Here is a 25,307-nt window from a genome sequence, read left to right on the forward strand (position 1 = left end):
CGTGCTTAACGCCGGATCAGGCTGCTCAACGGCTTCTTGAGAAGCTGTTCGCGAATGGAACCCTCTCGCCGCGGCTCCTGCTGCTCGCCGAAGGCCGGTGCAGGACGCGTTACCGGCTGGCGGTAGGGGTCGGCAGCGGCGCGCTGCGGTTCGGAGGTCAGCTCCCGGCGGATCGCCTCGAAACGTTCCTGGGGCGATGGGTCGTAGACACTCTGGGCGCCCGGCAGCATATCGGGTCGGTACGGCTCTGGTTGGGTCGCGGCGGCTGCTTGTAGCGTCTCGACGTAGCCTTCCTCGTCCTCGTAGGGTGCATCCTCGTAGCCGGTCGGGAGCGGCATGGTCTGGCCCTGGGCGGCAAGGAAGGAATTCTGGAAGCCGGAAATATCAGGCCCGGTGATGGCGCGCATGCGGGCGACGATGGAGCGCAGGTCCACACTTTGCGGCGTCTCCTCGTTGATCTTGACGCCGGTGCCGTTCGCCTTTGGCAGACCGCTGGCCTCGACACGAGAAAACCGCATGCGCATCGGCACGGCCACGGCCTCGCCGAAGGCGATCGCTTCGCCGTTGCCGATCGAGGAGATGAAGCTGGTCGTCGAGGACGAGGAGTTTGGGATCGCCGAGCGAATGATCTCCTGGTCGTGCTCGTTGGCAAGGCGCATGGCGAAGATCGTCGAGCACTGCGAGAGGATCGTCGGGTCGAGCTCGCCGGGGCGCTGGGTGATGATGCCGAGCGAGACGCCGTATTTGCGGCCCTCCTTGGCGATGCGGGCGATGGCCTGGCGCGTCGGCATGAAGCCGAGCTTCATGTCGGCCGGCACGTAGCGGTGCGCCTCTTCGCAGACCACGAGCATGTGTACGCCGCCATTGCTCCACAGGCCGATTTCGAAGGCCATGCGGCAAAGCACGGACGCGACCGAATTGACGACCTCCGAGGGGATTCCGGCAAGCTGGAAGGTGGTGACCGGCTTGCCGTCGCCGGGAATGCGGAAAATGCGGGCGATCGTGTCGAGGATCGTGTCGGTGATCGTGTTCGAGGAGAACATGAAATGGTAGCGCGGGTCGTTGATCGCCGACATGATCTTGACCTTGAGCGAGCGCAGATGCGGCTTTTCCGCCCGGCCTTCGAGGCGCCCGATGCGTTCGTCGATGAGCGCCAGCAGATCGGCGATGCGGAAGGGCACCGGCGTATCCGAGGTCACCGAACTCTTTTCGCTGGTACGGCGCATCAGGCCGTTGTCGCTCGTTCCACGGAAGGCGCGCTTGGCCTCCGGGATCAGGTCGCGCAGGATATCCATCTCCTCGTGCACCGGCGGGCGGCCGCGGAAGACCACTTCGGCGAATTCCTCGAGCTTGAACAGCCAGAAGGGCAGGTCCAGCGTTTCGGTGTCGATGACGACGGCGAGGTCGCCGAAGGCCGAGGCGAACTCGTTGTGCGGGTCGAGGATAAGCACGCGCAGGCGCGGATCGGCCTGGATCGCCTTGTGCAGCAGCAATGTGACCGCGGTGGACTTGCCGACGCCCGTCGTGCCGACGACGGCAAAGTGCTTTTCCAGCATGGAGGGCACATGGATCGTTGCGTCGAGCGTCTCGTCCTGCGTCAGCTTGCCGATGGCGCAGACGTCGTTCTTGCCGGTATCGTAGACCTTGGCGAGATCCGAGGCGCGGATGCGGTGAGCGACGGCGCCGAGATGCGGGTAGTCGGTGATGCCGGCGGAAAACGCTTCGCGGCCATCGGCCCCGACATGGACCTCGCCCAGCAGTTCCACCTCGATGCGGAAGACGGTGTCGTGATTCTCCACCCAGCTCTTCTGGTCGGTGGACATGGAATAGACCAGGGCGACGACGCGGTTGCGGCCGACGGAAATGGAAATGAGGCGGCCGACCGCCCACAGTTCCGTGAGCGCTGTCTCTCCACTTTCCGCAACGGCGCTGATGGTGGCATGCGATCCGTTGCAGGCGACGACGCGGCCCAGCAGGCGGTTGCCCGTCGATACGCCATCCCGGCGATCCTGCTCTCCAGCCACGATGGAGCTTTGGAAATCATTGTTCAGCAATCACGGCACTCCTTGCCATCAATGGAGAAGCCTAGCGCCTGCCGCTTAATAAGACGTTTCGTCCCGAGGCGTCCCCGGCGGGCCTTTTCCCAAAGGGGGCGCAATTCGTGCCGTTTCGAAACAGACGGAAAGGCGTTGACGCGCGTGGGCTTTGCCGTTAACACTTCGCCCCATGAAAAATCTGACGGCTATCATTCTTGTGGTGGGAAGGCGCATGGGCAGGGTGGTGTAACCATCCGGCGAAAGCACCCATGCGCAGTAAGCAGGCTCCTCCAAGGGGCCTTTTTTTATGCCCAGAAGTTCGATATTCACACCTGAAATACCAAAGAGACGGACGGAAATCCGATGAGCGGAACAGAAAATCAGATGACGGGCGCCGAAATTGTCTTGCAGGCCCTGAAAGACAACGGCGTAGAACATATCTTCGGCTATCCGGGCGGTGCCGTCCTGCCGATCTATGACGAGATATTCCAGCAGGAGGACATCGAGCATATCCTCGTGCGCCACGAACAGGGCGCAGGCCATATGGCCGAAGGCTATGCCCGCTCCACCGGCAAGGTCGGCGTCATGCTCGTCACCTCGGGGCCGGGCGCGACCAATGCGGTCACGCCGCTGCAGGATGCCCTGATGGATTCCATCCCGCTCGTCTGCCTCACCGGTCAGGTTCCGACCACGCTCATCGGGTCGGACGCCTTCCAGGAATGCGACACGGTCGGCATCACGCGCCCCTGCACCAAGCACAACTGGCTGGTCAAGGACGTCAACGAGCTCGCCGGCGTCATCCACGAGGCCTTCCGCATCGCGCAGTCCGGCCGCCCGGGTCCCGTCGTCGTCGACATCCCGAAGGACGTCCAGTTCGCGACCGGCACCTATACGCCGCCGTCCGCCGCGCCGATCCAGAAGAGCTACCAGCCGAAGCTGCAGGGTGATGCGAACCAGATCGCGGCCGCCGTCAGCCTGATGCGCTCGGCCCGCCGGCCGGTCATCTATTCCGGCGGCGGCGTCGTGAATTCGGGGCCGGAAGCCTCGCGCCTCCTGCGCGAACTGGTCGAGATCACCGGCTTCCCGATCACCTCCACGCTGATGGGCCTCGGCGCCTATCCCGCTTCCGGCAAGAACTGGCTGGGCATGCTCGGCATGCACGGTTCCTATGAGGCGAACATGGCGATGCATGATTGCGACGTCATGGTCTGCATCGGCGCGCGCTTCGACGACCGCATCACCGGCCGCCTGAATGCTTTCTCGCCGAATTCGAAGAAGATCCACATCGACATCGATCCGTCCTCGATCAACAAGAACGTCCGCGCCGATGTTCCGATCCTCGGCGATGTAGGTGCTATCCTGGAGGACATGGTCCGCCAGTGGCGTGCTGCCGCCAAGGACTACGACAAGACGGTCCAGAACGACTGGTGGACGTCGATCGCCAAGTGGCGGGCGCGCAACTCGTTCGCCTACAAGGCAAGCGACGACGTGATCATGCCGCAATATGCCATCCAGCGTCTCTACGAGCTGACCAAGGACCGCGACACCTACATCACGACGGAAGTCGGCCAGCACCAGATGTGGGCGGCGCAGTTCTATGGCTTCGAGCATCCGAACCGCTGGATGACTTCGGGCGGCCTCGGCACGATGGGCTATGGCTTCCCGGCGGCGATCGGCGTGCAGGTCGCGCATCGCGACAGCCTGGTCATCGACATCGCGGGCGACGCCTCGATCCAGATGTGCATCCAGGAAATGAGCTGCGCGGTCCAGTATAACCTGCCGGTCAAGATCTTCATCCTGAACAACCAGTATATGGGCATGGTCCGCCAGTGGCAGCAGCTCCTGCACGGCAACCGCCTGTCGAACTCCTACACGGAGGCGATGCCTGATTTCGTCAAGCTCGCGGAAGCCTATGGCGGCGTCGGCATCGCCTGCGACAAGCCCGGCGATCTCGACGGCGCGATCCAGGAAATGATCGACGTCAAGCGTCCGGTCATCTTCGACTGCCGCGTGGCGAACCTTGCCAACTGCTTCCCGATGATCCCGTCGGGCAAGGCGCACAACGAAATGCTGCTGCCGGACGAGGCCACGGACGAAGCGGTCGCCAATGCGATCGACGCCAAGGGTCGCCAGCTCGTTTGATGTAGAGGTAGAGACAATTATGAACGCACACCTTCAGCCCACCGGCTCTGCCTATTTCATCGCCAAGGAAACGCAGGTCGCCGAGAGCCACACGCTCTCCGTGCTCGTTGACAACGAGCCGGGCGTTCTTGCCCGCGTCATCGGCCTGTTCTCCGGCCGCGGCTACAATATCGAGAGCCTCACCGTCTCGGAGACCGAACACGAGGCGCATCTGTCGCGCATTACCATCGTGACGCGTGGCACGCCCGGTGTTCTCGAACAGATCAAGTCGCAGCTCGAGCGCATCGTGCCGGTGCACCGGGTTGTCGATCTCACCGTTCGTGCCAAGGTGATGGGCCAGGAGCGGCCGATCGAGCGCGAGGTCGCGCTGGTCAAGGTCACGGGTTCCGGCGAAATGCGCGCGGAAACCCTGCGCCTTGCCGATGCTTTCCATGCCAAGGTCGTCGACGCCACCACCGACCACTTCATCTTCGAGATCACGGGCAAGTCGTCCAAGGTCGACCAGTTCGTGGCCGTCATGAAGCCGCTCGGCCTCAGCGAAGTGTGCCGCACGGGCATTGCCGCGATGAACCGCGGCCCGCAGGGCATGTGAGCCGATAACGGGCTGCCCGCCTTCGCTTTGGAGGCGGGAAAAAACATCACAGGGGCCTTCCGCCACAGCGCGAAGGCCCCTTTTTCGTTCCTAGATCATCTCCAGTGGCCGCTTGCGTGTGGGCGGCGGGAAGGCTTCGTCAAGGAGGCGCAGATCCTCCGAGGTCAGGCGGATTTCGGCGGCGCGGACGTTTTCACGCACCCGGTCCGGCGAACCGGATTTCGGGATGGCGATGACGCCGGGGCGGGTCAAAAGGAAAGCAAGGGCGATCTGCGCGGAGCTCGCCTTGTGGATGCGGCCGATCTCGTTCAGCACCGGGTGGCCGACGAGGCGGCCCTCGTCGAGCGGCGAATAGGCCATGATCGGCACGCCCTGCACCTGGCTCCAGCGTAACAGATCATATTCGATGCCGCGGCGGGCGAGGTTGTAGAGCACCTGATTGGCCAGCGGGCGCGCCGGCTCCGCCACGTCGAGCAGTTCGACCATGTCGTCCTGGTCGAAGTTGGAGACGCCCCAGGCGCCGATCTTGCCTTGCGCCTTCAGTGTCTCGAAGGCATCGACCGTCTCGGCGAGTGGATGGCTGCCGCGCCAGTGCAGGAGGTAGAGGTCGATATGGTCGGTGCCGAGGCGTTTCAGGCTCGCTTCGCAGGCGGCGATCGTACCGCTGCGGCTCGCGTTGTAGGGCAGCACCTTGCTGACGAGGTACACCGCGTCGCGCTGTCCTTTGATCGCCTCGCCGACCACGGTTTCGGCACCGCCATCGGCATACATTTCCGCCGTATCGATGAGCGTCATGCCGAGATCGATGCCGGTGCGCAGACTGTTCGCCTCTTCGGCCATCGAGGCATCGCCTTCGCCCATGTGCCAGGTTCCGAGCCCGAGGGCCGGCACCTGCCGACCGCCAGGGAAAGTGACTGCCGGTAGTTCCGCTTTCATGTTGCGCTCCGCTTGCAAGGGCCATGCATCAGCCATTCAAATTGCGTGCATGACAAGAATTGGCTGGTCGTTGCAAGGAGATGGACTATCAATCGGAAAAAACAACCGGGATATTCAGGACCTCCCATGCAGATCGAGATTTTTCTGGCGCTTCTGGTCTTTGCCTTTACCACCTCCATCACCCCCGGCCCGAACAACATGATGCTGTTTGCCTCGGGCGTGAACTTCGGCTTCGTGCGCACGATCCCGCATATGTGCGGCATCGGCGTCGGTTTCCTCGTGCTGCTGCTCGCCGTCGGCTTCGGGCTCGGCGCGCTCCTGGAGGCGGTGCCGATGGTCTACACGGTGCTGAAAGTCGCCGGCGGCGCCTATCTCATCTGGATCGCCTGGAAGATCGGCACGTCGCGCTCGCTGGGCGAGGGTAAGACGGGCGCGCGGCCGATGAGCTTCCTCGAAGCCGCGGTGTTTCAGTGGGTCAACCCGAAGGCCTGGGTCATGGCCGTTTCCGCCATGGCGACCTACACGAATTCGGCCAACTACACGATGAGCGTGCTGATCGTGGGCGTCGCCTTCGCCATCGTCAATTTCCCCAGCGTCTCCACATGGGCGGGCTTCGGCTCGGCGCTGCGCCAATGGCTGTCAGACCCGGTACGACTGAAGTGGTTCAACATATCGATGGCGCTGCTGCTTGTCGCAAGCCTCTGGCCGATGCTGCGCTAGCGGCGTACAACGGAAGCCGGACGGGAGGGATTGCCATGCACGACCACGATCATGACGACCATCATCACGACAACCACTTCTCGCCGATGGAAGCGCGCGTGCGTGCGCTCGAAACCATCCTGACGGAAAAGGGCCTGATCGATCCGAAGGCCATCGACGTCATCGTGGAGACCTACGAGACGAAGATCGGTCCGCGCAACGGCGCGCGCGTCGTTGCCAAGGCCTGGGCAGAGCCGGACTTCGCCGCCTGGCTGAAGCGGGATGCGACGGCGGCGATTGCCAGCCTCGGTTATACCGGCCGGCAGGGCGAGCATATGCGGGCGGTGTTCAACGATGGCGAGACGCACAATCTCGTCGTCTGCACGCTCTGCTCCTGTTATCCTTGGTCCGTGCTCGGCCTGCCGCCGGTCTGGTACAAGGCGCCGGCCTACCGGGCGCGTGCCGTCATGGACCCGCGCGGTGTGCTGGAGGAGTTCGGCGTCACGCTGCCTGAGGACCGGAAGGTCCGCGTGTGGGATTCGACGGCGGAGCTGCGTTATCTCGTCGTGCCTGCGCGGCCGGCGGGCAGCGAGGGGCTCGACCAGGAAGCGCTTGCCGACCTCGTGACGCGTGATGCGATGATCGGCACGGGGCTGGCCCTGTCCCCGGAGGGGCGGGCATGAACGGGCCACACGATCTCGGCGGCCTGCACGGTTTCGGTCCCGTTGCGCCGGAGGCGAGCGAGCCGTGTTTCCACGCCGAATGGGAAAAGCGGGCACTCGGCGTAACGCTCTCCTGCGGCGCCTTCGGTGCCTGGACCATCGACGAGAGCCGCCATGCGCGGGAAAACATCCCGCCGGCCACCTATCTTGCCGCGAGCTACTACGAGATCTGGATCCGGGCGCTGGAAACGTTGCTGCAGCGCCACGGCTTCGTCAGCGGGGCGGAGCTTGCCCAAGGGCGGATGCTGGAAAAGGGCACGCCGCCCAAGCGCGTGCTGACGGCGGAGATGGTTCCGGCCGTTCTCGCCCGGGGCGGGCCGTGCGATCGTCCACTCGACACGGCGCCGCGGTTTGCCGCCCGCGCGCGTGTACGCACTCGAAATTTCAATCCGGCGACGCATACGCGCCTGCCGCGCTATGCCCGCGGCAAGATCGGCGTGGTCGAGACCGTGCAGGGCGCTTTCGTCTTTCCGGATGACAGCGCGCATGGCAAGGGCGAGAACCCGCAATGGATCTATACCGTCGTCTTCGACGGCGCCGAGATCTGGGGCGAGGGGGCCGCAACCGGTCTCACCGTATCGATCGACGCCTGGGAGAGCTATCTTGAGCCGGTGTGAAACGCCCGCCGATTCGCCCGGCCTGCCGAAATCCCTCGAGGGCGATCCGGTCTTTGCCGAGCCCTGGCAGGCACAGGCCTTCGCCATGACGGTGCGTCTCCACGAACGAGGCGTCTTCACGTGGGGCGAATGGGCCGAAGCCCTGTCGCGTGAGGTTCACCGGTCCGGACGGGCGGTCGATGGCGCGGACTATTTCGATTGCTGGGTCGCCGCGCTTTCTACGCTGCTGGCCGCCCGTGGCGTTGCCAGCGAGGTGGAGCAGGCCGCGTTGTCCGACCGCTGGGCCCGCGCCGCCGAAGCGACGCCGCACGGCAGCCCCATCCTCCTCGAAAATGCGCCTGGCGATTAGCCGGGCCCGCAGGACGTTTTTCCGAGGCGCAAACCCCTATTGACCTCAACCATGGTTGAGCTTCCATAAGGCGCTCCAATCACTCAATGGAGACCCTGATGACGGACCAGCTGCTCTTTCGAAATGTGATGAGGATCAAGACCGGGCGCTTGCAACCCTTCTGCGTAGCCGTGCGTGCCGCGGTCGATTTCGTGGAGAAGAACGCGCCACAGCTGATGGTGCGGGCGTTCATCGACGAGGCGGAGATGCGGGCGGTCAGCTATCAGCTCTATCGCAATTCGGCGGATGTCCTGCATCACTGGGAAATGTCGGATGCGCATATCCAGCGCGTTTCCGAGCACTGCACCGTGGAGCGGCTGGAAGTCTACGGCAATCCGAGCGATGAGGTGGTGCGGGGCCTTTCGCTGTTCCTGGAGGACGGGCGCGGTGTGATCATGCCGTCTCTCACCGGATTTTCGCGCTTTTGAAAGCTCTCACGCCCGATCGGCGACGAAGCGGGCGAGCCAGGGACCGAACAGGGTCACCAGGATGAGCCGGGCTGTCTGCAGCGCCATGACGAAGGCGACGTCGACATTGCTGGAGGCGGCGATGACGGCGATGGAATCAAGTCCGCCGGGGCTGGTCGAGAGATAGGCCGTCAGCGGGTCGATGCCGAGCACGAGGACCAGCAGGCCGGCAAGCAGGCCGGAAAAACTGATCAGCGCGACGATGGAGAGCACGGTGGGCAGAAGCGCCCGTCGCGCATGCAGGAGAATGGCGCGGGTGAAGCCGAGGCCGATGTTCCAGCCGAGCAGTGTGAAAGCGATGACGAGCAGCCATTGCGGCAGTTCGATCTTGACGGTGCCCGATGCATTGAGCACGGCGGCAAGCGCGAAGGGCACCAGGAAGGCGCCGGCCGGGATGCGCAGCTTCTGGCCGGCGAGGCCGCAGACGATGCCGACTGCCAGCATGGAGACGAGTGGCGGCAGCGGAACCGGCTCGAACCAGGCATGCGGCGGTACTGCCACCCCGTCGTGCCCGCCGAAATGGGCGACGAGCGTAGCAAGGCTGGCGACGAAGACGACGCGCAGATATTGCATGAAGGCGACAAGCCGGGCATCGGCACCATAGGCTTCCGCCATCATCATCATGGTCGAGGCGGCGCCGGCCGAAGACCCCCAGATCGCCGTCGTGCCGGGCAGGATGCCGGTGCGGGTGATCAGCCAGCCGCACAAAGTGCTGACGCTGATGACGGAGGCCACGACGAACAGCATGAGCGGCCAGTTCCGCTGGAAGGTGCCGAGGAAATCCTCGGAGACGGTGGTGGCGATCATCAGCGCCAGAACGACCTGAACGACGAAGAAGAAGATGCGCGGCAGGCGGATCGTTCCCCCGCCCAGCGCCACGGCGATGCCGGCCAGCATCGGCCCGATCAGGAGGGCGGCCGGAAAGCCGCCGAGTTCCAGCGGCACCGTTGTCACAACCGAGAGGGCGCCGACCGCGAGCCATTGCAGGGCGGCGGGCAGTTTGCCGAACCCCATGGGCGGGACGGTGCTCTTTGCGGGAGGAGAGGCGCGGGACAAGCATTGCTCCGGAAAATTGGGCTCTCAATAGCGCGGCAGGGCGCCTGCGAACAGGGGGAAATCGCTGAAGGGGCGTTTCCTGCCGCCGTATCGTGAAACAGCCATGTCCCCCTTGCTTCGCAGCGCCGAATCCTGCCAAGTCCGGACATGGAATTTGCACCCCAACAGGATGAAGCGCTGAAGGCCGTCGCGCGATGGCTGAAGGACGGGCGCGAACCGTTGTTCCGCCTGTTCGGCTATGCCGGAACGGGCAAGACGACGCTGGCGCGCCACTTTGCAGAAAATGTCGACGGCGAGGTGCTGTTCGCCGCCTTCACCGGCAAGGCGGCCCAGGTGCTGCGCTCCAAGGGCGCGAGCAATGCCAAGACGATCCATTCGCTGATCTACCGTCCGCGCGGCGAGGAAGAGGTATCGGACGAAGAGACGGGCAAGACCTCGATCGCGCCGATGTTCTCCATCAACCGCCAGAGCCCGGTGGCCAAGGCCGCCCTTGTCGTTGTCGATGAATGCTCGATGGTGGACGAGGCGCTCGGCAAGGACCTGATGAGTTTCGGCACGCCGATCCTCGTGCTCGGTGATCCCGGCCAGCTGCCGCCAGTGTCCGGCGGCGGCTACTTCACCAACCAGGAGCCGGACTACCTTTTGACGGATATCCACCGGCAAGCGCGCGACAATCCGATCATCCAGCTCGCCATGCAGGTGCGCGAGGGCCGGGAGATCGACTTTGGCGACTATGGTGCTGCGCGCGTCATCGGCCGCAACGAGGTGGACCAGTCGCTCGTGCTCGATGCCGATCAGGTGCTCGTCGGCACGAACCGCACGCGGCGGCGCTACAATCAGCGCCTGCGTGAACTGAAGGGGTTCACCACCGACTATCCGCAATCGGGCGACAAGCTGGTCTGCCTGCGCAATGACCCGGCCAAGGGCCTGCTCAACGGCTCGCTTTGGCAGGTGATGAGTTCGTCCAAGGAGACGGTGAAGCCCGGCATCAACCTGATGATCCGGCCGGAAGACGACGACATGGATCGCGGCGCGGCCAAGATCAAGCTTTTGAAGGCTGCCTTCGAGAATCTCGACGAGGAGATTCCGTGGTCGACCCGCAAGCGCTATGACGAATTCGATTTCGGCTATGCGCTGACCGTGCACAAGGCGCAGGGCTCGCAGTGGAACAATGTCGTGCTGTTCGATGAAAGTTACGCTTTCCGCGACACGCGCGAACGCTGGCTCTACACTGCCATTACGCGCGCCGCGGAAACGCTTACCATCGTGCGATAGATAGGACCCGCACGGCGGACCGCTCTTCAGGAAGCGGATGGAAGGGGCCGGTCGTCATGTCCGGCCCGTCTCATCGGTCTCAGTGACCGACGATGCCGAGCATGACCGCCTTGGCGACGGCCTGGAAACGGTTGTTGCTGTCGAACTTCGTGATGATGTTCTTTTCCATCACCTGCACTTCGCCGGGCTCGATTTCGAGAGCGCGGGCGATGCGGCTCGTCGGATAACCTTCCGCCATCAGGGCGAGGCAGCGATGCTCGGCGGGTGTCAGATGGGCGCTGGGCGTGTTGTCGTTCGTCTCCGGCTCGTGGGAGGAGCTGAAGTCGAGCAGTTCGTTGATCTGCTGCATCTGCCGGCGGATCGTCGATTGCTGCGCCACCAGCTCGCGCTTGCGCGCGGTCATGGCGTTGCGGAAGATGCCATCGGCTTCTTCCTGGTTTTCGGCAGCGGAAAGGCGCTCCAGCAGCTCCTGGATCACTGCGACGGGCATGCCCGTCTCGCGGCAGGTGTTGACCACCGCCATCTGCTGGATTTCATCCGGGCCGTAGACCCGCATGGGGCCGACGCGGGCCGCGGTCAAAAGGCCCTTCTCCTCGTAGAAATGCAGCGTGCGGTGGGTCACGCCGAAGGCGTTGGCCATGTCCGCTATCGCAAGGCGCCCGTCAGGCAGGTTCTCCGGCAAGGGCGCGACCGGCAGAAAACGGATGGATCTGCGCGCGCCCTGCCGGCTGTCGGCTTTCTTAGACTCGTTGGTCATCATGAAAGCAGCTCGCAAACAAGTAGATTGGTCATGTGCTTAACCCCCGGTCGCCGGCCCGTGACCAGCTTCACTGTGAAGGCTGGGTGACAAGCCGGCGGACTATGCCCTTCATCGTTTCGCCGACTGTGCATGCCGATGAAACTGTATACGATCGTGCAAGGATTCTGAATCCCATGTGCGACTCAATTGTGCAGGATTCTGAATCCGAGCGGCACACATTACCAATCCGCCCTGCATCGTAAAATAAACCCCCGGGGGGCATGTGCCTATCGTTATATCTAGGGATGTATTTTCTGGTGACGCCTCTCGGTTGGGTGCGGCAGATTCAACGCGTCAAGGTGGTGAAGGGGCTTTGCGTCGGCGACACGCCGGCAAGCGCCGCAGGCAGCAGATTGCAGGCGGTGGGCTCATCGGCAACGGGTGTTCCGCGCGGCGGGTCCTGTTCCACCTTCGCGAGACATTCCATGAGGTTGCTGGCCACGCCGATGCGCATGGCGTGGCGATAGAGCGGTCCGGCGGCCGTAAGGGTGCGGGCGGTGAAGGTGACCGCTTCATAGGCGATGCCGCCCTCGCTGCGCAGCTGTTCGCGCGAGAAGTGGCGTGTGAAGACCGTGGTGCCAGACGGCTCGTGGATCAACCGGGCATAGATGCCTTGGCCGTTCGGCCGGTTCTCGATGCGGATGGCATAGGACAGCGCGTGCGGTTCCTCCTCCTTGTGCGAACCGACGAGATGCACGGTTCTGTGGTAGCCGGCCGCTCCGGCAATGGCGCGGGCCAGCGCATTGCACTCGCCGCCCGATGGCCAGCATTGCAGGATGTCGAGGCTCGGCAGCGCCTGGACGCGTCCTGCAAGCTTGTTCTGCACCGACAGCATAAGCTGCGCCTTGGCGATCGCCACACTGGACGTGTCCGGATAGATCGAGGGCGCCAGGAAAAAGAGCGGTAGCAGCGAGAGCAGGGCGAGCGGCGAGGAGATCGGCGCGGGAAGCCAGGAACGACGGGTGTCCGGCGTGTGCCGGGGTGTCCGCGTGACGGAGGGCAGCAGGTTCCGGGCTTCGTCCGCGGCCTCCGGCTTGTCGACGGCGGCGCTGTATTCCGGGACGTAGCTGCCGAGGGGAACGCGGATGCGCAGGCGGTCTCCAGCGCCCTCCGTTTCGTAATACTGCTCCAGCAGTTTTCGCAGCTTGCCGGCCTGGACGCGTACGAGCGGATCGTTGCCGGCATCGAAACCCGGCGGCCGTCCAAAAACGTCGATGCCGATGCTGTAGCCCTTCAGCTGGGCTGCTTTGCCGGAGAGTTCGTTCTCGACGATATAGGAAAGAAACGAGCGCAGCCGCTCGGACCGGGAGAATGCTTCGCTCGCGATGATGGCATCCAGCGCGCGCCGCACACGCTCGCACGCCGGCCTGTCGGTCCTGCTCATGGTGTCGCCACAGAGGAGACCATCGCTGCTGCCCGATTTCCTTTCCGTTCCCCAAGACGGGACGCCGCACACGGCATCCCCCAAAAATCACGGGGATTCTACCGGTGATTCTTGCGCAACGGCAAGGGGGCATGCACAGGCCCCCGCCACAAAGCCGCAAGACTGCGGTGCGCCGGGCCTTCGAGGCGATTGCCCTTGTGGAAACAACAGGCTAGACCTTGTGCCCAGCAAGAGGAGTTTGTGTCGCCATGCCTGCGAAACTGTCGGTCAATCTCAACGCCATTGCCATGCTGCGCAACCGTCGGGACCTACCCTGGCCGAGCGTCACCGGCCTTGGCCGGATCGCCCTTCAGGCAGGCGCAAGCGGCCTCACCGTGCACCCCCGGCCAGACCAGCGCCATATCCGCTTTTCCGATCTGGCGCCGATCCGAAGCCTCATCGACACCGAGTTTTCCGGTGCCGAGTTCAACATCGAGGGGTTTCCGGAAGAGAGCTTCATGCAGCTCGTCGAGGAGCACCGCCCCGAGCAGGTGACGCTCGTGCCGGATGATCCCTCCCAGGCGACCTCCGATCATGGCTGGGATTTCCGCAAGAATCATAATCTTCTGGGCAACATCGTCGGCCGGCTGAAGAAGCTCGGCCTGCGTGTCTCCGTCTTTGCCGACGGCGATCCGGACCGCGAGGCGCTGACCATCGCGAAGGAGGTCGGTGCGGATCGGATCGAGCTCTATACCGGCCCCTATGGCGGCTGCTACGACAATCCGGCCGAGGCAGTGCGGATTGCCGAACTGCTCGGGGAGACGGCGGATATCGCCTTCGAGCTCGGCCTCGACGTCAATGCCGGCCATGACCTGACCGTTGCCAATCTGCCGGCGCTCGTCGCGCGCATCCCGCGCCTTGCCGAAGTGTCGATCGGCCACGGCCTGACAGCGGATGCGCTGGAATACGGCATGGCGGAAACCGTCCGGCGCTTCTGCCGCGCCTGCGGCCAGGACGTCTGACAATCCGTGCGGCGCCCGTTCGAGCGCCGCACATATAGCCGCATCAACCGAGAAATGCAGCCTTGCTCGCGGCGACGAAGTCCTCGAAGGACGTCAGTGTGCGGCCGGAAAGCGCTTGTGCGTCTTCCGTCACCATGGCGATCTTGCCTTCACGCGTGTTGGCGTCGAAGGAGACGATGGTCGGCACGAAGCCTTCCGGCAGGCCGGCTGCCTTCAGACCCTCGGCGAGCTGGGCATCCGTGACGTGCACGACGGCAAGCGGCTTGCCCGTCGCCGCGGAAACGAGAGAGGCGATCTCCTCGGCCGTGTGCGTCTTCGTGCCGGTCAGGGTATAGGTGCGGCTCTCGCTGCCGGCCTTCAGCACGGCGCCGGCAAGGGCGGCGGCAGTATCGGCGCGGGTGATGTGGGCGATCCTGCCTGCGCCGGTCGAGGTGTACCAGGCGCCTGTCTGCAGCGCATGCGGCAGCGACATGAAGAGGTTTTCCGCATACCAGCCGTCGCGCAGGATCGTGTAGGGGATGCCGGTCGCCTTGATGGCCTCCTCGCTGCCGAGATGGTCGGGGGCGAAGGTGACGAGCGAATCGTCCGGCTGCGGCATCGACGCATAGAGGATGTGCTTCGCGCCGGCTTTCGCTGCGGCGGCGACGGCCGCCTTGTGCTGGGCGAGGCGCTTGCCGGGCGTGTCGAGCGCGTCGGTGGAGATGATGAGCACCTTGCCGGCGCCGGCGAAGGCCGCGTCGAGCGAGGCGGGATCGTCGAAATCGGCGGCGCGCACGGTGATGCCCTTGTCGGCATAGGAGGCGAGCTTCGCAACGTCGCGGGTCGTGGCGATGATGTTGGCGGGCGCAAGCTTGCCGGAGGCGAGAAGCGTGTCGATGACGAGGCGGCCGAGCTGGCCGGAAGCGCCGGTAACGAGAACTGTGTCGGTCATGTCTTTGCCTTTCTGGGGCCTTGCGGCCGGTCCTGCAGGCGTGGCGGGGAGACGCCCGGGACCTGCTGCGTGTTGCTCTCTTATTGAGACTTGCTCTTATCTGGTAATCTGTTAGGAGCTGTAAAGAAGGCAGTTTTTTATGCGGTGGTTACCTGAAGGGAACCGGCTATGAACAAGATCGTTGATCGCGCAGAGGGCGAGCGCGTGTTTCTGGTCGATGGTGTTGCAATGTCGATGGACGATTGTCCGGTACGCGACGTGCTGGACAGTGTCGGGGGCAAGTGGACGTCGCTGATGGTTCTCGGCCTTGCCGACGGGCCGCGCCGCTTTTCGCAGCTGCGCCGCCTCATTCCCGATATTTCGCAGCGCATGCTGACCCAGACGCTGCGCGATCTGCAGCGCGACGGTTATCTCACCCGCACCGTCTATCCCACCCAGCCGCCGAGCGTCGAATATTGCCTGACGCCGCTCGGCCATTCCTTCCTTGCGCTTCTGCGCTCCCTCGTGCAGTGGTCTACCGAGAACCACGCCGCGATCCGGACCGCCCGACAGGCCTACGACGCGGCTCAGGACTGACGCTTCGGCCGCTGCGCCGGACGCTGCATGCGGGAAAAGGGCCATGAAGCCACTCGATATCGGTATCGCCGGCGCCGGGCCCGCGGGGCTTGCGGCGGCGCTGTTTCTGGCGCGGGCGGGCCACCGGGTGGAACTGATCGAGCGCTTCGAGCAGCCGTCGCCCGTCGGTTCCGGCCTCCTGATGCAGCCGACCGGGCTCACCGTGCTCGATGCGCTCGGCCTTTCCCCGACCATTCATGCGCTGGGCAACCGCATCGACCGGCTGCACGGTGCCGATGCGCGGAGCGGCCGCACGGTGCTCGATGTGCGCTATGATGCGCTGGCCGGCGGCCGCTATGGCCTTGCGGTGCATCGGGCGGCACTCTTTACGACGCTGCATGATGCGGTGACAGCAGCAGGCCTGCCGGTCCGCACCGGCATCACGCTTGCCAAGGCCGAGACGCGGCAGGCCCGTACCGCCCTGCACGACCCCGAGGGCGAGATCGTCGGCGACTATGACCTGGTGATCGACGCGACGGGCGCCCGTTCGCAGCTTGCCGCCGCGTCCGTCGTGGCGCCCGATGTGCGCGAACTGCCCTGGGGTGCCTTCTGGGCGACGCTCGATTGTGACGGCATACCGCATGATGCTCGGGCTCTCGCGCAGCGCTATGACGCGGCCAGGGTGATGATCGGCGTGCTGCCGGTCGGGCGGGGGCACCCGGGCGAGGGGCGCAAGGTCGCCTTCTTCTGGAGCCTGAAGGTGGCCGATGCGGACGCGGTGCAGCAGGCCGGTCTTGCCCGCTGGAAGGCGCGCATCCTCGATTACTGGCCGCAGACCGCACCTTTCCTCGACCAGATCAAGGACTGGGACCAGCTGACGCTCGCCCGCTATGCCCACCGCACCACGCTGCCGCCCGTGGCCGACGGCATCGCCTTCATCGGCGACAGCGCCCATTCGACCAGCCCGCAGCTCGGGCAGGGGGCGAACATGGCGCTGCTCGATGCGGCGGCGCTGGCGCATGCCCTGTCTACGGCCGCCTCCGTGGAGGAGGGGCTGGCGGCCTACGCGGCTGCCCGGCGCAACCATGTGCGGCTGTTCCAGCTGCTCTCCTACGTGTTCACGCCCTTCTATCAGTCGGATTCCCGGGCGATCGCCTGGCTGCGCGACCGGCTGGTGGCGACGGTCGCGAAAATACCGCCGGCACCGCAGCTCCTTGCGGCCATCGTTTCCGGCACGCTCGCTGACCCCTTCACACGGGCCGGGCTTCAGGAATGCCGCTGGCTGGAGCGCGCGTTGCAGGAGGCGTGAACGGCTCCTGCCAGCCGGCAAGGTCGAGCGCCCAGGTCTGCCCCATGAGATCCTGGCCAAAGCTGTGGTGTGGCTCCTCGTTCTCCAGCGTGAAACCGGCCGTCTGATAGATGCGGCGGGCGGCGGTCAGAATGTCGTTCGTCCAGAGCTCCAGCCGCCTGTAGCCGGCGCCCTGCGCAAAACGGATGCAATCCGTCACCAGTCGTGTGCCAAGCCCGTGGCCGCGCGCCGCGCCGTCGACATGCAGCAGGCGCAGCTTGGCCGTCGTTTCGCTCGCCTTCACCAGGAAGACGCTGCCGACGAGGGCGCCATCCCGCTCGGCGATCCAGCAATGTTCAAAGGCCGGGTCGAAATCGCGCAGGAACTTCGCGCAGATCTCGGCGACCAGCGCCTCGTACTCCTCGTTCCAGCCATAGGTCTCGGCATAGCTCTGCGCCTGGCTGGCAATCACCCTGCCCATATCGCCGGCCCGGTGGGGGCGGATTTCGATCGGGGCTGGAGGGTTTTTCCCGGCGAGCAGGGTCGTGACGTCACGGAGCGCCGTCGTCAACCGGCGCCGTGCGGTGGCGTCAAGCGGCGAGATCAGGGTTGCGATGCTCGCCCGCGACCGCGTGGCGAGGTCGGCTGCCACTGTCCGGCCGCTCTCTGTCAGGCTCAGCAACCGTCCGCGGCCATCGGTAGGGTCCTTGCGGATGTCGATGACACCGGTGCCTGCGAAGCTCTTCAACATGCGGCTGACATAGGCGGGGTCGAGCGACAGCTCCGTCGTCAGCTGCGAGGCGGAGGTAGCGCCGCCATTGGCGAGCTCGTAGATGACGCGCGCTTCGGTCAGCGTATAGGGCGTGTCGAGATAGGCGCGGTCGAGCACGCCGATACGGTTCGTATAGAAGCGGTTGAAAGCGCGGACTGCTTCGATCGTGTCCGCACTGGCTTCCTCATGGGTAACAGCCGTCATGATGATCTCCTTCGATCACCATCGTTGCTATTTATTTGACTCAGTCAAGTAATTTGTGTGGTCGCCATTGCTCGCCTGGGAGAGCTGGAGAGCAGATGCAAAAAAGGCCGGATTGCTCCGGCCTTTCCAATTCCAATGCTGTAGCGGCCTATCAGGCTGCGACGAGCTGGTCAGCCGACATCTTGCCGGACTTGCGGTCGCGGATCAGCTCGAAGCTGACCTTCTGACCTTCGTTGAGCGCTGCGAGGCCAGCGCGCTGAACGGCGGAGATGTGGACGAAAACGTCCGGCTCACCGCTGTCCTGCTGAATGAAGCCGTAACCCTTGGTCGTGTTGAACCATTTTACGGTACCAGTTGCCATGACGAAACCTTTCCTAAGCCGTCAAATCAATCTTCGGCCGCCGGGATGGCGACCATGGGAGGTCGAATTTGAAGGGTAGGTTCGTAACTGCAGGCGCGAGCGCCTGCAAATGCAGAAGTCAACGTTCAAATCTCGATGCGAGAGAAATAGGTGGTTCGGCGTTCCGGGTCAAGATGTGTGCGGGCCGGATCGCCTATGGTTTTCATTCGACCGCCGGCAGCGCCGTATCGTTCGAGCATTGTGAAATCGGCAGCTGCCGGAAGCTGTGAATGGCGACGATCCGGCCTTCGGAGGCGTCGGTCTCCACTTTCATGCAGGCGCAGGCATAACCGTAGTTGCCGTTGGTTCGCACATAGTCGCCGGTGGAAATGTCGGGAATCCGGTCGAAACCGGCAGGCTCGTCGCCGGCACCCTGCGTCATGAGCGTCCAGGTTCCCTCACTGTCGTCCAGCCACCAGTTGGCGGGGGTCGGGTTCTGCAGCCAGCCGCAGCGGGTCTCGGCTGCCAGGGCAAGAGGGGCGGTGGCCAGCAGGGCGAGCAGGGTGCAAAGGATCGGCTTCTTCATCGTCGCGTCCTCAATTCTTGATTTTCTTGCAATGGAACGTGTCGCCGCTGGCCTCGGAGACCCAGTCCATCTCGCTGGCGGTGATGTTGGCTAGGCCGATGCGGTAGTCGTCGGCGAAGGTCAGCGTGTAGGCGCCGCCGTCCTGTTCGCTTTTCAGGATCGGCATCGGTCCTTCGCCGGAATCATAGGTTTCGGCGGTGAAGGTGAAGGTCGAGACCTCGCAATCCCAGGTGCCGACATAGGGTGGCTCCTCGGCGGCGTGGGCCGACAGGGTGGAGAGAAGCAGAGCTGAGGCAAGGAGACGAAGCATGGGGGCGGATCCGTCGCAGGAGAGCAGGCGCAGCTATAACGCGCAGCGCCTGCCTCTTATTCGCGTGTTGATCGGCCCATGCAAGAAAAAGTCCCGCCCTTGGCGGGACCGGTGGGAATCACGCCGGGCGGCGCTTGTCGACCCGGTGATGATCGAGGAAGGCGGCGATCGCGGCCTCGCCGCACAGGCGGCGTTGCTCGACAAGGGCGCCGGCCAGCTGGGCGGCGTCGCCGAACGTGCTGATCTCCGCTTCGGCTGTTGCCGGATTGCGGGCGAGCGTGTCGGAAACGATGTCCACCAGGGTGCGCGGCAGGATATCGGTGCACGCGCGCATGCTTTCGAAGACGGTGCCGATGGGCACGATCTGGTCCTCGTAGATCACCATCGGTTCGGCGCGCTCGTCCTCCCAGGCGTCGAGCGCTTCAAGGGCGGCGCCAAACAGCTGTTGCAGAGTGATGGGAGCATGTCCTTCGTGAAGGTCTGGCAGGAAATTCATCATTTTCTGTCTCCTTGGCGTAAGGGCGGTTGGCGTCGTACTCCTGACTGAAAGCCTGGATGCCGGCTTGCCGATGCGCGACGCGATCGGCCCTGCTGCACCGCAGGTCTCACAAATCTTAACGAGCGGAAACGGATTGGGAAGCGAAAAATTTTGTCCTGGGCGGGCCGTTTGCTCGTTTGATGGGGAGTTATGTTTCAAATCAGCGACATAGCGGAAAGAAAATTTCGATCTCATTGTGCGTTGCAGCGATTGTTGCATGTCGCATGGCCCGGTTGAAAAGAGATTCGGCAGGGCAAATCACCCTTCTTTTCTTCTTTGTCAGAAGGCTGTTGACCTTCGGCGCGCAGATCGCTAGAAAGCACAGAACCGTACGGTACGGTACGCAATCGATCGGGTGGATATCTTGCAGGTGTTCGAGCAGGCAAAGGCGGGGGCTGCGGCCGCGGGACTGACGGAACGTCAGGGCGCGGTGCTGGAGCGTGCGCTCGGCCTGCTGGTGGAGGGGGGCGAGCGGGCGTTGACGACGGCCGGTGTCGCCCGCGCGGCGAACTGTTCGAAAGAGAGCCTCTACAAGTGGTTCGGCGATCGCGACGGGCTGATCTCGGCGATGATCACCTATCAGGCCGGCAAGGTGCGTACGGTCGAGGTGGGGGCGGGCGCCCTGACGGCCGAGACGCTGCGCACGCATCTCGTCGCCTTTGCCCGTGACCTGATCGATGTGCTCTCGGGCGATGTGTCGCTGGCGTTGAACCGTCTTGCCATCGGCCAGGCGAGCCGCGAGGGCGCCGGTCTCGGCCGCCTCCTGCAGGAGCGCGGCCGCCGGCAGATCAGCAAGCGCGCTGCGGCCCTTCTGGAGGCGGGCCGCAAGGCGAAGCTGCTTGCCTTCGACAGTGCGGACGAGGCATACGGCACGCTCTACGGCCTGATCGTCTCGGACATGCATCTGCGCATGCTGCTCGGCGAGAATGCCGCAGCGCTCAAAAAGGAATTCTCGCCGCGCGCGGAGAAGGCGGTCGATGCCTTCCTGACGCTTCATGGCGTGAAAGGATAAGCCGGCAGGCGAACCCGCCGGTTCAATGGAAACAGACCAGCTAAGGGAAGGAACCATCCATGCGCGTCTATTACGATCGTGATGCCGATCTCAACCTCATCAAGGCGAAGAACGTCGCCGTCGTCGGCTACGGCTCGCAGGGCCGTGCGCACGCCCTGAATCTCAAGGATTCCGGCGCGAAGAACCTCGTGATCGCCCTCAAGGCCGGCTCGCCGACCATCAAGAAGGCCGAAGCCGACGGCTTCAAGGTCATGACCGTCGCCGAAGCCGCAAAGTGGGCCGACCTCCTGATGATGGCGACCCCGGACGAACTCCAGGCCGACATCTACAAGGGCGAAATCGCCGGCAACATCCGTGACGGCGCCGCCATCGCCTTCGCACACGGCCTCAACGTGCATTTCGGCCTCATCGAGCCGAAGGCTTCGGTCGACGTCGTCATGATCGCGCCGAAGGGCCCGGGCCACACCGTTCGCGGCGAATACCAGAAGGGCGGCGGCGTTCCCTGCCTCGTCGCCGTTCACCAGAACGCTTCCGGTAACGCCCTCGACCTCGCGCTCTCCTACGCCTGCGGCGTTGGCGGCGGCCGTTCGGGCATCATCGAGACCAACTTCAAGGAAGAGTGCGAAACCGACCTCTTCGGCGAACAGGTCGTTCTGTGCGGTGGTCTCGTCGAGCTCATCCGCGCCGGCTTCGAAACGCTGGTCGAAGCCGGTTACGCACCGGAAATGGCCTATTTCGAGTGCCTGCACGAAGTGAAGCTGATCGTCGACCTGATCTATGAAGGCGGCATCGCCAACATGAACTACTCGATCTCCAACACGGCCGAGTGGGGCGAATACGTCACGGGCCCGCGCATCATCACCGCCGAGACCAAGGCCGAGATGAAGCGCGTCCTCGCCGACATCCAGACCGGCAAGTTCACCTCCGAGTGGATGCAGGAATGGAAGGCCGGCGGCGCCCGCTTCAAGGGTATCCGCCGCAACAACGACTCGCACCAGATCGAGGAAGTCGGCGCCAAGCTGCGCGGCATGATGCCCTGGATCGGCAAGAACAAGCTGGTCGACAAGACCGTCAACTAATCGCTTCTGCTCCAGGCAAGACGATACCGGCCGGGCGGTTTTCCGCCCGGCTTTCTATTTCAGGCAACCTGAAATAATGCAGTGCATCCTTTTCCTTCTTTGCGGCGCAGCAAGTAATAAACTTGCCACGAGGCGCGAACAGGAACAAAATACGCGCGTGTTTCGTTCCGCTGTCGGGAGGAAAATGCGATGTCCACCATCATGCAATACTTCGCCTGGTTCGATCTCTTTATCCTGAGCAGTATAGCCATGCTTATCCTGCTCGGCCTGTACAGCGACCGCGCCACCTGAGCGTTGTGTTCCGCTGAAACGGGTGCCGGGGCAGGGATGCTGCGGCCAGATTAGACCCGCGCGAAACCTCGGGTCGCGGGCATGTTCTATTGGTGCGAATATTTAGGTCAGCATTATTGACATAAATACTGCGCCGTGATGAGGTGGGTTCAAACAACAAGCCCGAGGAAACCCCTATGTTCAAATGGGAACAAGCCTTCGCGACGCGTGCGTCGCGCATGAAGGCATCCGAAATCCGTGAACTGCTGAAACTCCTGGAACGACCCGACATCATCTCGTTTGCAGGTGGCATTCCGGATCCGGCCCTGTTTCCGAAGGAAGCCTTCTCCGCCGCCTACACCGATGTGCTGGCCGGCGAGGGCGCGGCGGCGGGCCTGCAATATTCCGTCAGCGAGGGCTACAAGCCGCTGCGCGACTGGCTCGCCGGCGAGATGGGCAAGATCGGCATCACCTGTTCGGCGGAAAACGTCTTCATCGTTTCCGGTTCGCAGCAGGGCCTCGACTATCTCGGAAAGCTCTTCCTGTCGCCGAAGGACACGGCGCTTGTCACCTGGCCGACCTATCTCGGCGCGCTGCAGGCCTTCAATGCCTATGAGCCGACCTATGACCGGCTGAACCTTTCCGGCAACCGCACGCCGGAGGCCTATCGTGCGACGGCGACGGAAGCTGGCGGCCGGGTGAAGTTCGCCTATCTCTCCGCCGATTTCGCCAACCCGACCGGCGAGACGGTCGACCGGGCGGGCCGCGAAAAGCTGCTCGAGCTCGCCGAAGAGCTGGAAATCCCTGTCATCGAGGACGCCGCCTACCAGTCGCTGCGGTATGACGGCGAGGCCATCCCGCCGATCCTGGCGCTGGAAATCGACCGCAAGGGCAGCATCGATGCGGCGCGTACCATCTATTGCGGCAGCTTCTCCAAGACGCTCGCGCCTGGCCTGCGCGTCGGCTACATCGTCGCCGCAGCGCCCGTCATCCGCAAGCTCGTTCTGATGAAGCAGGCGGCCGACCTGCATTCCTCGACCATCAACCAGATGGCCATCGCCCACGTCGCCGAGCGCGGTTTCGATGCACAGGTTGCGAAGATCAAGGCGGCCTATAGCGCGCGCCGCAACGCCATGCTCGCTGCCCTGCAGAAATACATGCCCGAGGGCGTCACCTGGACGAAGCCGGAAGGCGGCATGTTCGTCTGGGTCACGCTGCCGGCAGGCATGGATGGCGCAAAGCTGCTCGCCCGTTCCATCGAGACGGAGAAGGTCGCCTTCGTGCCCGGTCAGGCCTTCCATGCAGATGGCAGCGGCGCGAACACGCTGCGTCTCAGCTTCTCCTGTGCCGACGCTGCGACCATCGAGGAAGGTATTTCCCGCCTCGGCCGGTTGCTCGCCAGCGAGCGGCTTGCGGCCTGATCCGCTTCGGATGCGGTAGGGTTTGCCCCTCACCCTAACCCTCTCCCGGTAAACGGGGAGAGGGGACGTGGTCCACGAACCGGTCATTGGTTGGGAAGCCGGCACTCCATATCCCTTCGCCCCGCTTGCGGGGAGAAGGTGGCCGGCAGGCCGGATGAGGGGCCTATTCCTCCAGGCAGGCCAGCGCCGATTCGAACACCAGATCCGGCAAGACCCCGAACGTATAGGGTGCATGCACGCGCTCCCATTTCTGGTGATAGTCCCGTCCCCACGGGCCGATATTGACCGTCGGGAAGGTGATCAGGCCGTCCGGCGCATCGTCGGTAAAGGCCGCCGATGGTGTGTTGGCGGCGAGCAGGCCGGTTTCGCCGGCCTCCGGCCGATGGCCGAAGAAGCTCATGTCGGAAATGCCGGCAAAGATCTGCTTGAACTTGATCGAGGTGCCGTGCCGCGCTGCGGCCTCCTCCATCACCGGCTGAAGCCGGGCCTGCATCCGGCGGCCGGCCTCGGACTGGTCGAGATGCACCAGCGGATAATGCAGGCTGCCGAAGCCGATGATCACCGCCGGGCCCTCGATGCCCGCCTCGGTCACTGCTGCCGACACGATCTCGCGGCTGACCTTCAGGGGATCGGTGCTGCCGGCAAGCGAGGCGTCGAGGGCTTTCAGCCGGGCGAGCGCCGCACTGCCGCCGCGCGCCGTCACCCGCTCCTGCAGTTCGGCATAGTCGAGCACGAGGCCGTCGGTCCTGCCCGCGTCGCGCCCGCGATAGCGCGCTGCGTGGGCGTCCTGCGTGCGAAGCGCGATCTCCAGCGCGCCGGAAACGAGTGTCCGGAAGTCGCCGATGATGTCGCGGGCGCTGCGCCGGTGGGTCAGCCAGTTGAAGGAGAGCCAGACGCGGTCCGGCGTCGTGACGTCGTAGCCGTCGCGGATGTCGCGCGCCTCGAGGCAGACGGGTGGCGGCGAGCGCTCGCCGAAGGCCTCGTCGCTGAGTTCCGGCACGGTGTCCATGGCGCGCACGATCTCGGCGCTGATGCGGTGGGCGCTCGTGCCGTTGAACGGATAGCCGGCATGGGTCGGCCGGCCGATGACGAAGGCGAAGGGCGCGAACTTGCCGATCGAACCGAGATAGACCGCGCGGCCCTCCTCGCCGTCGCGCTCGCAGCTCGAGGCATCGAGATTGATGCCGCCGACGATATCGAGGTCGAAGCGCCGGCTGATCTCCGGCAGCGCGTTGCGCAGGCTGCGCATGCCGCGCGAACGGTTCTCCTCGTCGGGCGTCGCGACGAAGAGAATGTTGCCTTCCTTGATCTCCAATCCGGCAAAGCGCTCCAGCGCTGCGATGCCGGCGGCAAGGCCACTCTTCATGTCGAGCAGGCCGCGCCCGGCGATAAAATCGCCGCTTTTGAAATCCTTCAGCGCCTTGGTTTCCGCGGCATTCAGCGGCCGGCTTTCGAGTTCCTTCACCAGCGCCTCGGTCAGCGGCTCGGGATCGCAGGCGAGCGGCGCGAGCGTGCCGTAATTGGCGATCGAGACCGTATCGAAATGGCCGGCGAGCACCACCGTGCGCCGCCCGCTGCCGCGCACCAGCGCGCCGACGCTTCGCGTCAGCGGATCGCCATGGCTGTCCACGGTAAAGAGCTGCTCCGGGTGGCGGCTGAAATAGGGTGTTTCGGCAAGATGCGCCCGCAACTTCTGCGAAAAATCCGCCTCGTCCGGCGAACCCGTCACGCTCGGCCAGCGGGTCATCAGAAGCGAGAGCGCGCGGGTTCGCTCGGTTGCGATGGCATGTGCGGTGTCGTTTGTCATGGGACCTGCCGAAAGCGGTTGCATTGAAGGAAGCACAAGGCTAGCCAAGGACAACGGCAGGCGAAACGGCAATTTTTTGG

At 64.2% G+C, this 25,307-nt stretch carries 26 protein-coding genes; 14 read left to right on the forward strand and 12 right to left on the reverse strand.

What is annotated here, in order from left to right; translation table 11 throughout:
- Positions 1 to 5: 5 nt before the first annotated feature.
- Positions 6 to 2,054, reverse strand: a complete 2,049-nt coding sequence (locus tag EXZ48_RS08900) for an ATP-binding protein (RefSeq protein WP_130515408.1) — start codon at positions 2,052 to 2,054, stop codon at positions 6 to 8.
- Positions 2,055 to 2,399: 345 nt separating this feature from the next.
- Here EXZ48_RS08900 and EXZ48_RS08905 point away from each other — a divergent pair, with 345 nt between their 5' ends.
- Positions 2,400 to 4,178 carry an acetolactate synthase 3 large subunit gene (locus EXZ48_RS08905; RefSeq protein WP_050744586.1) on the forward strand — a complete coding sequence of 593 codons (1,779 nt, stop codon included), beginning with the start codon at positions 2,400 to 2,402 and terminating at the stop codon, positions 4,176 to 4,178.
- Positions 4,179 to 4,197: 19 nt separating this feature from the next.
- Complete coding sequence (gene ilvN / locus EXZ48_RS08910; protein ID WP_023515971.1) at positions 4,198 to 4,770, forward strand: acetolactate synthase small subunit; 573 nt, start codon at positions 4,198 to 4,200, stop codon at positions 4,768 to 4,770.
- Between the two features lie 90 nt (positions 4,771 to 4,860).
- On the opposite strand, the gene EXZ48_RS08915 is transcribed toward ilvN, so the two are convergent.
- Entirely contained in the window at positions 4,861 to 5,706 is an 846-nt protein-coding gene (locus EXZ48_RS08915) for an aldo/keto reductase (RefSeq protein WP_130515410.1), read from the reverse strand.
- A gap of 126 nt (positions 5,707 to 5,832) precedes the next feature.
- Here EXZ48_RS08915 and EXZ48_RS08920 point away from each other — a divergent pair, with 126 nt between their 5' ends.
- From EXZ48_RS08920 to EXZ48_RS08940, 5 genes are all read left to right on the forward strand, one after another.
- Positions 5,833 to 6,426 carry a LysE family translocator gene (locus EXZ48_RS08920; protein WP_023513697.1) on the forward strand — a complete coding sequence of 198 codons (594 nt, stop codon included), beginning with the start codon at positions 5,833 to 5,835 and terminating at the stop codon, positions 6,424 to 6,426.
- 35 nt (positions 6,427 to 6,461) lie between these two features.
- The gene (gene nthA / locus EXZ48_RS08925) at positions 6,462 to 7,088 is read left to right on the forward strand and encodes a nitrile hydratase subunit alpha (protein WP_023513698.1); all 627 of its coding nucleotides are present in this window, start codon (positions 6,462 to 6,464) and stop codon (positions 7,086 to 7,088) included.
- Complete coding sequence (gene nthB / locus EXZ48_RS08930; RefSeq protein WP_130515411.1) at positions 7,085 to 7,744, forward strand: nitrile hydratase subunit beta; 660 nt, start codon at positions 7,085 to 7,087, stop codon at positions 7,742 to 7,744. The genes nthA and nthB overlap by 4 nt, the downstream gene beginning before the upstream one ends.
- Positions 7,731 to 8,093: a nitrile hydratase accessory protein gene (locus EXZ48_RS08935; protein WP_023513700.1), complete on the forward strand. Its 363-nt coding sequence runs from the start codon at positions 7,731 to 7,733 to the stop codon at positions 8,091 to 8,093. Before nthB ends, EXZ48_RS08935 begins: the two co-directional genes overlap by 14 nt.
- A gap of 98 nt (positions 8,094 to 8,191) precedes the next feature.
- On the forward strand, positions 8,192 to 8,560 hold the full coding sequence (locus tag EXZ48_RS08940) for a hypothetical protein (protein WP_130515413.1): 369 nt from the start codon (positions 8,192 to 8,194) through the stop codon (positions 8,558 to 8,560).
- Between the two features lie 6 nt (positions 8,561 to 8,566).
- Here the strand turns inward: EXZ48_RS08940 and EXZ48_RS08945 are convergent, their stop codons facing one another.
- Positions 8,567 to 9,613: an AbrB family transcriptional regulator gene (locus EXZ48_RS08945; RefSeq protein ID WP_130515415.1), complete on the reverse strand. Its 1,047-nt coding sequence runs from the start codon at positions 9,611 to 9,613 to the stop codon at positions 8,567 to 8,569.
- Between the two features lie 189 nt (positions 9,614 to 9,802).
- On the opposite strand from EXZ48_RS08945, the gene EXZ48_RS08950 reads away from it, so the two are divergent.
- Positions 9,803 to 10,930, forward strand: coding sequence for an ATP-dependent RecD-like DNA helicase (locus EXZ48_RS08950; protein WP_023513703.1), 1,128 nt, complete (start codon positions 9,803 to 9,805; stop codon positions 10,928 to 10,930).
- A gap of 79 nt (positions 10,931 to 11,009) precedes the next feature.
- Here the strand turns inward: EXZ48_RS08950 and EXZ48_RS08955 are convergent, their stop codons facing one another.
- Together EXZ48_RS08955 and EXZ48_RS08960 are read right to left on the reverse strand one after the other, a co-directional pair.
- Positions 11,010 to 11,687 (reverse strand): MerR family transcriptional regulator, encoded by a 678-nt coding sequence (locus EXZ48_RS08955; protein WP_050744608.1) that lies wholly within the window; start codon positions 11,685 to 11,687, stop codon positions 11,010 to 11,012.
- A gap of 328 nt (positions 11,688 to 12,015) precedes the next feature.
- On the reverse strand, positions 12,016 to 13,113 hold the full coding sequence (locus EXZ48_RS08960; RefSeq protein WP_130515417.1) for a hypothetical protein: 1,098 nt from the start codon (positions 13,111 to 13,113) through the stop codon (positions 12,016 to 12,018).
- Positions 13,114 to 13,361: 248 nt separating this feature from the next.
- Here EXZ48_RS08960 and EXZ48_RS08965 point away from each other — a divergent pair, with 248 nt between their 5' ends.
- On the forward strand, positions 13,362 to 14,114 hold the full coding sequence (locus EXZ48_RS08965) for a pyridoxine 5'-phosphate synthase (RefSeq protein WP_023513502.1): 753 nt from the start codon (positions 13,362 to 13,364) through the stop codon (positions 14,112 to 14,114).
- A 43-nt stretch (positions 14,115 to 14,157) separates the two neighbouring features.
- Here the strand turns inward: EXZ48_RS08965 and EXZ48_RS08970 are convergent, their stop codons facing one another.
- A complete protein-coding gene (locus EXZ48_RS08970; protein ID WP_130515419.1) occupies positions 14,158 to 15,045 on the reverse strand; it encodes an NmrA family NAD(P)-binding protein in 888 nt (295 codons plus the stop codon).
- Positions 15,046 to 15,213: 168 nt separating this feature from the next.
- On the opposite strand from EXZ48_RS08970, the gene EXZ48_RS08975 reads away from it, so the two are divergent.
- Together EXZ48_RS08975 and EXZ48_RS08980 are read left to right on the forward strand one after the other, a co-directional pair.
- Positions 15,214 to 15,621, forward strand: coding sequence for a helix-turn-helix domain-containing protein (locus tag EXZ48_RS08975; protein WP_050744594.1), 408 nt, complete (start codon positions 15,214 to 15,216; stop codon positions 15,619 to 15,621).
- A gap of 43 nt (positions 15,622 to 15,664) precedes the next feature.
- On the forward strand, positions 15,665 to 16,909 hold the full coding sequence (locus EXZ48_RS08980) for an NAD(P)/FAD-dependent oxidoreductase (protein WP_130515422.1): 1,245 nt from the start codon (positions 15,665 to 15,667) through the stop codon (positions 16,907 to 16,909).
- Here the strand turns inward: EXZ48_RS08980 and EXZ48_RS08985 are convergent.
- The 5 genes from EXZ48_RS08985 to EXZ48_RS09005 form a co-directional block, all read right to left on the reverse strand.
- Positions 16,851 to 17,864, reverse strand: a complete 1,014-nt coding sequence (locus EXZ48_RS08985; protein WP_130515423.1) for a helix-turn-helix domain-containing GNAT family N-acetyltransferase — start codon at positions 17,862 to 17,864, stop codon at positions 16,851 to 16,853. The two genes, EXZ48_RS08980 and EXZ48_RS08985, sit on opposite strands and share 59 nt — an antisense overlap.
- 151 nt (positions 17,865 to 18,015) lie before the next feature.
- Positions 18,016 to 18,225: a cold-shock protein gene (locus EXZ48_RS08990; RefSeq protein ID WP_024270543.1), complete on the reverse strand. Its 210-nt coding sequence runs from the start codon at positions 18,223 to 18,225 to the stop codon at positions 18,016 to 18,018.
- A 202-nt stretch (positions 18,226 to 18,427) separates the two neighbouring features.
- Entirely contained in the window at positions 18,428 to 18,790 is a 363-nt protein-coding gene (locus EXZ48_RS08995; RefSeq protein WP_130515425.1) for a DUF4087 domain-containing protein, read from the reverse strand.
- Positions 18,791 to 18,800: 10 nt separating this feature from the next.
- A complete protein-coding gene (locus tag EXZ48_RS09000) occupies positions 18,801 to 19,100 on the reverse strand; it encodes a hypothetical protein (protein ID WP_130515427.1) in 300 nt (99 codons plus the stop codon).
- 118 nt (positions 19,101 to 19,218) lie between these two features.
- Positions 19,219 to 19,599 carry a hypothetical protein gene (locus EXZ48_RS09005; protein ID WP_037407109.1) on the reverse strand — a complete coding sequence of 127 codons (381 nt, stop codon included), beginning with the start codon at positions 19,597 to 19,599 and terminating at the stop codon, positions 19,219 to 19,221.
- Between the two features lie 409 nt (positions 19,600 to 20,008).
- Here EXZ48_RS09005 and EXZ48_RS09010 point away from each other — a divergent pair, with 409 nt between their 5' ends.
- From EXZ48_RS09010 to EXZ48_RS09020, 3 genes are all read left to right on the forward strand, one after another.
- Entirely contained in the window at positions 20,009 to 20,650 is a 642-nt protein-coding gene (locus EXZ48_RS09010) for a TetR/AcrR family transcriptional regulator (RefSeq protein ID WP_023515599.1), read from the forward strand.
- 59 nt (positions 20,651 to 20,709) lie between these two features.
- A complete protein-coding gene (gene ilvC / locus EXZ48_RS09015) occupies positions 20,710 to 21,729 on the forward strand; it encodes a ketol-acid reductoisomerase (protein WP_023515598.1) in 1,020 nt (339 codons plus the stop codon).
- A gap of 467 nt (positions 21,730 to 22,196) precedes the next feature.
- Complete coding sequence (locus tag EXZ48_RS09020) at positions 22,197 to 23,420, forward strand: PLP-dependent aminotransferase family protein (protein WP_130515429.1); 1,224 nt, start codon at positions 22,197 to 22,199, stop codon at positions 23,418 to 23,420.
- 163 nt (positions 23,421 to 23,583) lie between these two features.
- Here EXZ48_RS09020 and EXZ48_RS09025 read toward each other — a convergent pair whose 3' ends face one another.
- Positions 23,584 to 25,227, reverse strand: a complete 1,644-nt coding sequence (locus tag EXZ48_RS09025; protein WP_245461977.1) for a M20/M25/M40 family metallo-hydrolase — start codon at positions 25,225 to 25,227, stop codon at positions 23,584 to 23,586.
- Between the last annotated feature and the right edge of the window lie 80 nt (positions 25,228 to 25,307).

The organism is Shinella sp. JR1-6 (assembly GCF_004284735.1).
In the GTDB taxonomy this organism is placed as follows: domain Bacteria; phylum Pseudomonadota; class Alphaproteobacteria; order Rhizobiales; family Rhizobiaceae; genus Shinella.

Coding starts and splice junctions, on each gene's coding strand:
- EXZ48_RS09000 (WP_130515427.1), bottom strand. CDS start 19,100: ATGCTTCGTCTCCTTGCCTCAGCTCTGCTTCTCTCCACCCTGTCGGCC.
- EXZ48_RS08905 (WP_050744586.1), top strand. CDS start 2,400: ATGAGCGGAACAGAAAATCAGATGACGGGCGCCGAAATTGTCTTGCAG.
- EXZ48_RS08980 (WP_130515422.1), top strand. CDS start 15,665: ATGAAGCCACTCGATATCGGTATCGCCGGCGCCGGGCCCGCGGGGCTT.
- EXZ48_RS09025 (WP_245461977.1), bottom strand. CDS start 25,227: ATGACAAACGACACCGCACATGCCATCGCAACCGAGCGAACCCGCGCG.
- EXZ48_RS08960 (WP_130515417.1), bottom strand. CDS start 13,113: ATGAGCAGGACCGACAGGCCGGCGTGCGAGCGTGTGCGGCGCGCGCTG.
- EXZ48_RS08985 (WP_130515423.1), bottom strand. CDS start 17,864: ATGACGGCTGTTACCCATGAGGAAGCCAGTGCGGACACGATCGAAGCA.
- EXZ48_RS08950 (WP_023513703.1), top strand. CDS start 9,803: ATGGAATTTGCACCCCAACAGGATGAAGCGCTGAAGGCCGTCGCGCGA.
- EXZ48_RS09020 (WP_130515429.1), top strand. CDS start 22,197: ATGTTCAAATGGGAACAAGCCTTCGCGACGCGTGCGTCGCGCATGAAG.
- nthA (WP_023513698.1), top strand. CDS start 6,462: ATGCACGACCACGATCATGACGACCATCATCACGACAACCACTTCTCG.
- EXZ48_RS08955 (WP_050744608.1), bottom strand. CDS start 11,687: ATGACCAACGAGTCTAAGAAAGCCGACAGCCGGCAGGGCGCGCGCAGA.
- nthB (WP_130515411.1), top strand. CDS start 7,085: ATGAACGGGCCACACGATCTCGGCGGCCTGCACGGTTTCGGTCCCGTT.
- ilvN (WP_023515971.1), top strand. CDS start 4,198: ATGAACGCACACCTTCAGCCCACCGGCTCTGCCTATTTCATCGCCAAG.
- EXZ48_RS08970 (WP_130515419.1), bottom strand. CDS start 15,045: ATGACCGACACAGTTCTCGTTACCGGCGCTTCCGGCCAGCTCGGCCGC.
- EXZ48_RS08940 (WP_130515413.1), top strand. CDS start 8,192: ATGACGGACCAGCTGCTCTTTCGAAATGTGATGAGGATCAAGACCGGG.
- EXZ48_RS09005 (WP_037407109.1), bottom strand. CDS start 19,599: ATGATGAATTTCCTGCCAGACCTTCACGAAGGACATGCTCCCATCACT.
- EXZ48_RS08990 (WP_024270543.1), bottom strand. CDS start 18,225: ATGGCAACTGGTACCGTAAAATGGTTCAACACGACCAAGGGTTACGGC.
- EXZ48_RS08965 (WP_023513502.1), top strand. CDS start 13,362: ATGCCTGCGAAACTGTCGGTCAATCTCAACGCCATTGCCATGCTGCGC.
- EXZ48_RS08975 (WP_050744594.1), top strand. CDS start 15,214: ATGAACAAGATCGTTGATCGCGCAGAGGGCGAGCGCGTGTTTCTGGTC.
- EXZ48_RS08995 (WP_130515425.1), bottom strand. CDS start 18,790: ATGAAGAAGCCGATCCTTTGCACCCTGCTCGCCCTGCTGGCCACCGCC.
- EXZ48_RS08945 (WP_130515415.1), bottom strand. CDS start 9,613: ATGGGGTTCGGCAAACTGCCCGCCGCCCTGCAATGGCTCGCGGTCGGC.
- ilvC (WP_023515598.1), top strand. CDS start 20,710: ATGCGCGTCTATTACGATCGTGATGCCGATCTCAACCTCATCAAGGCG.
- EXZ48_RS08920 (WP_023513697.1), top strand. CDS start 5,833: ATGCAGATCGAGATTTTTCTGGCGCTTCTGGTCTTTGCCTTTACCACC.
- EXZ48_RS08915 (WP_130515410.1), bottom strand. CDS start 5,706: ATGAAAGCGGAACTACCGGCAGTCACTTTCCCTGGCGGTCGGCAGGTG.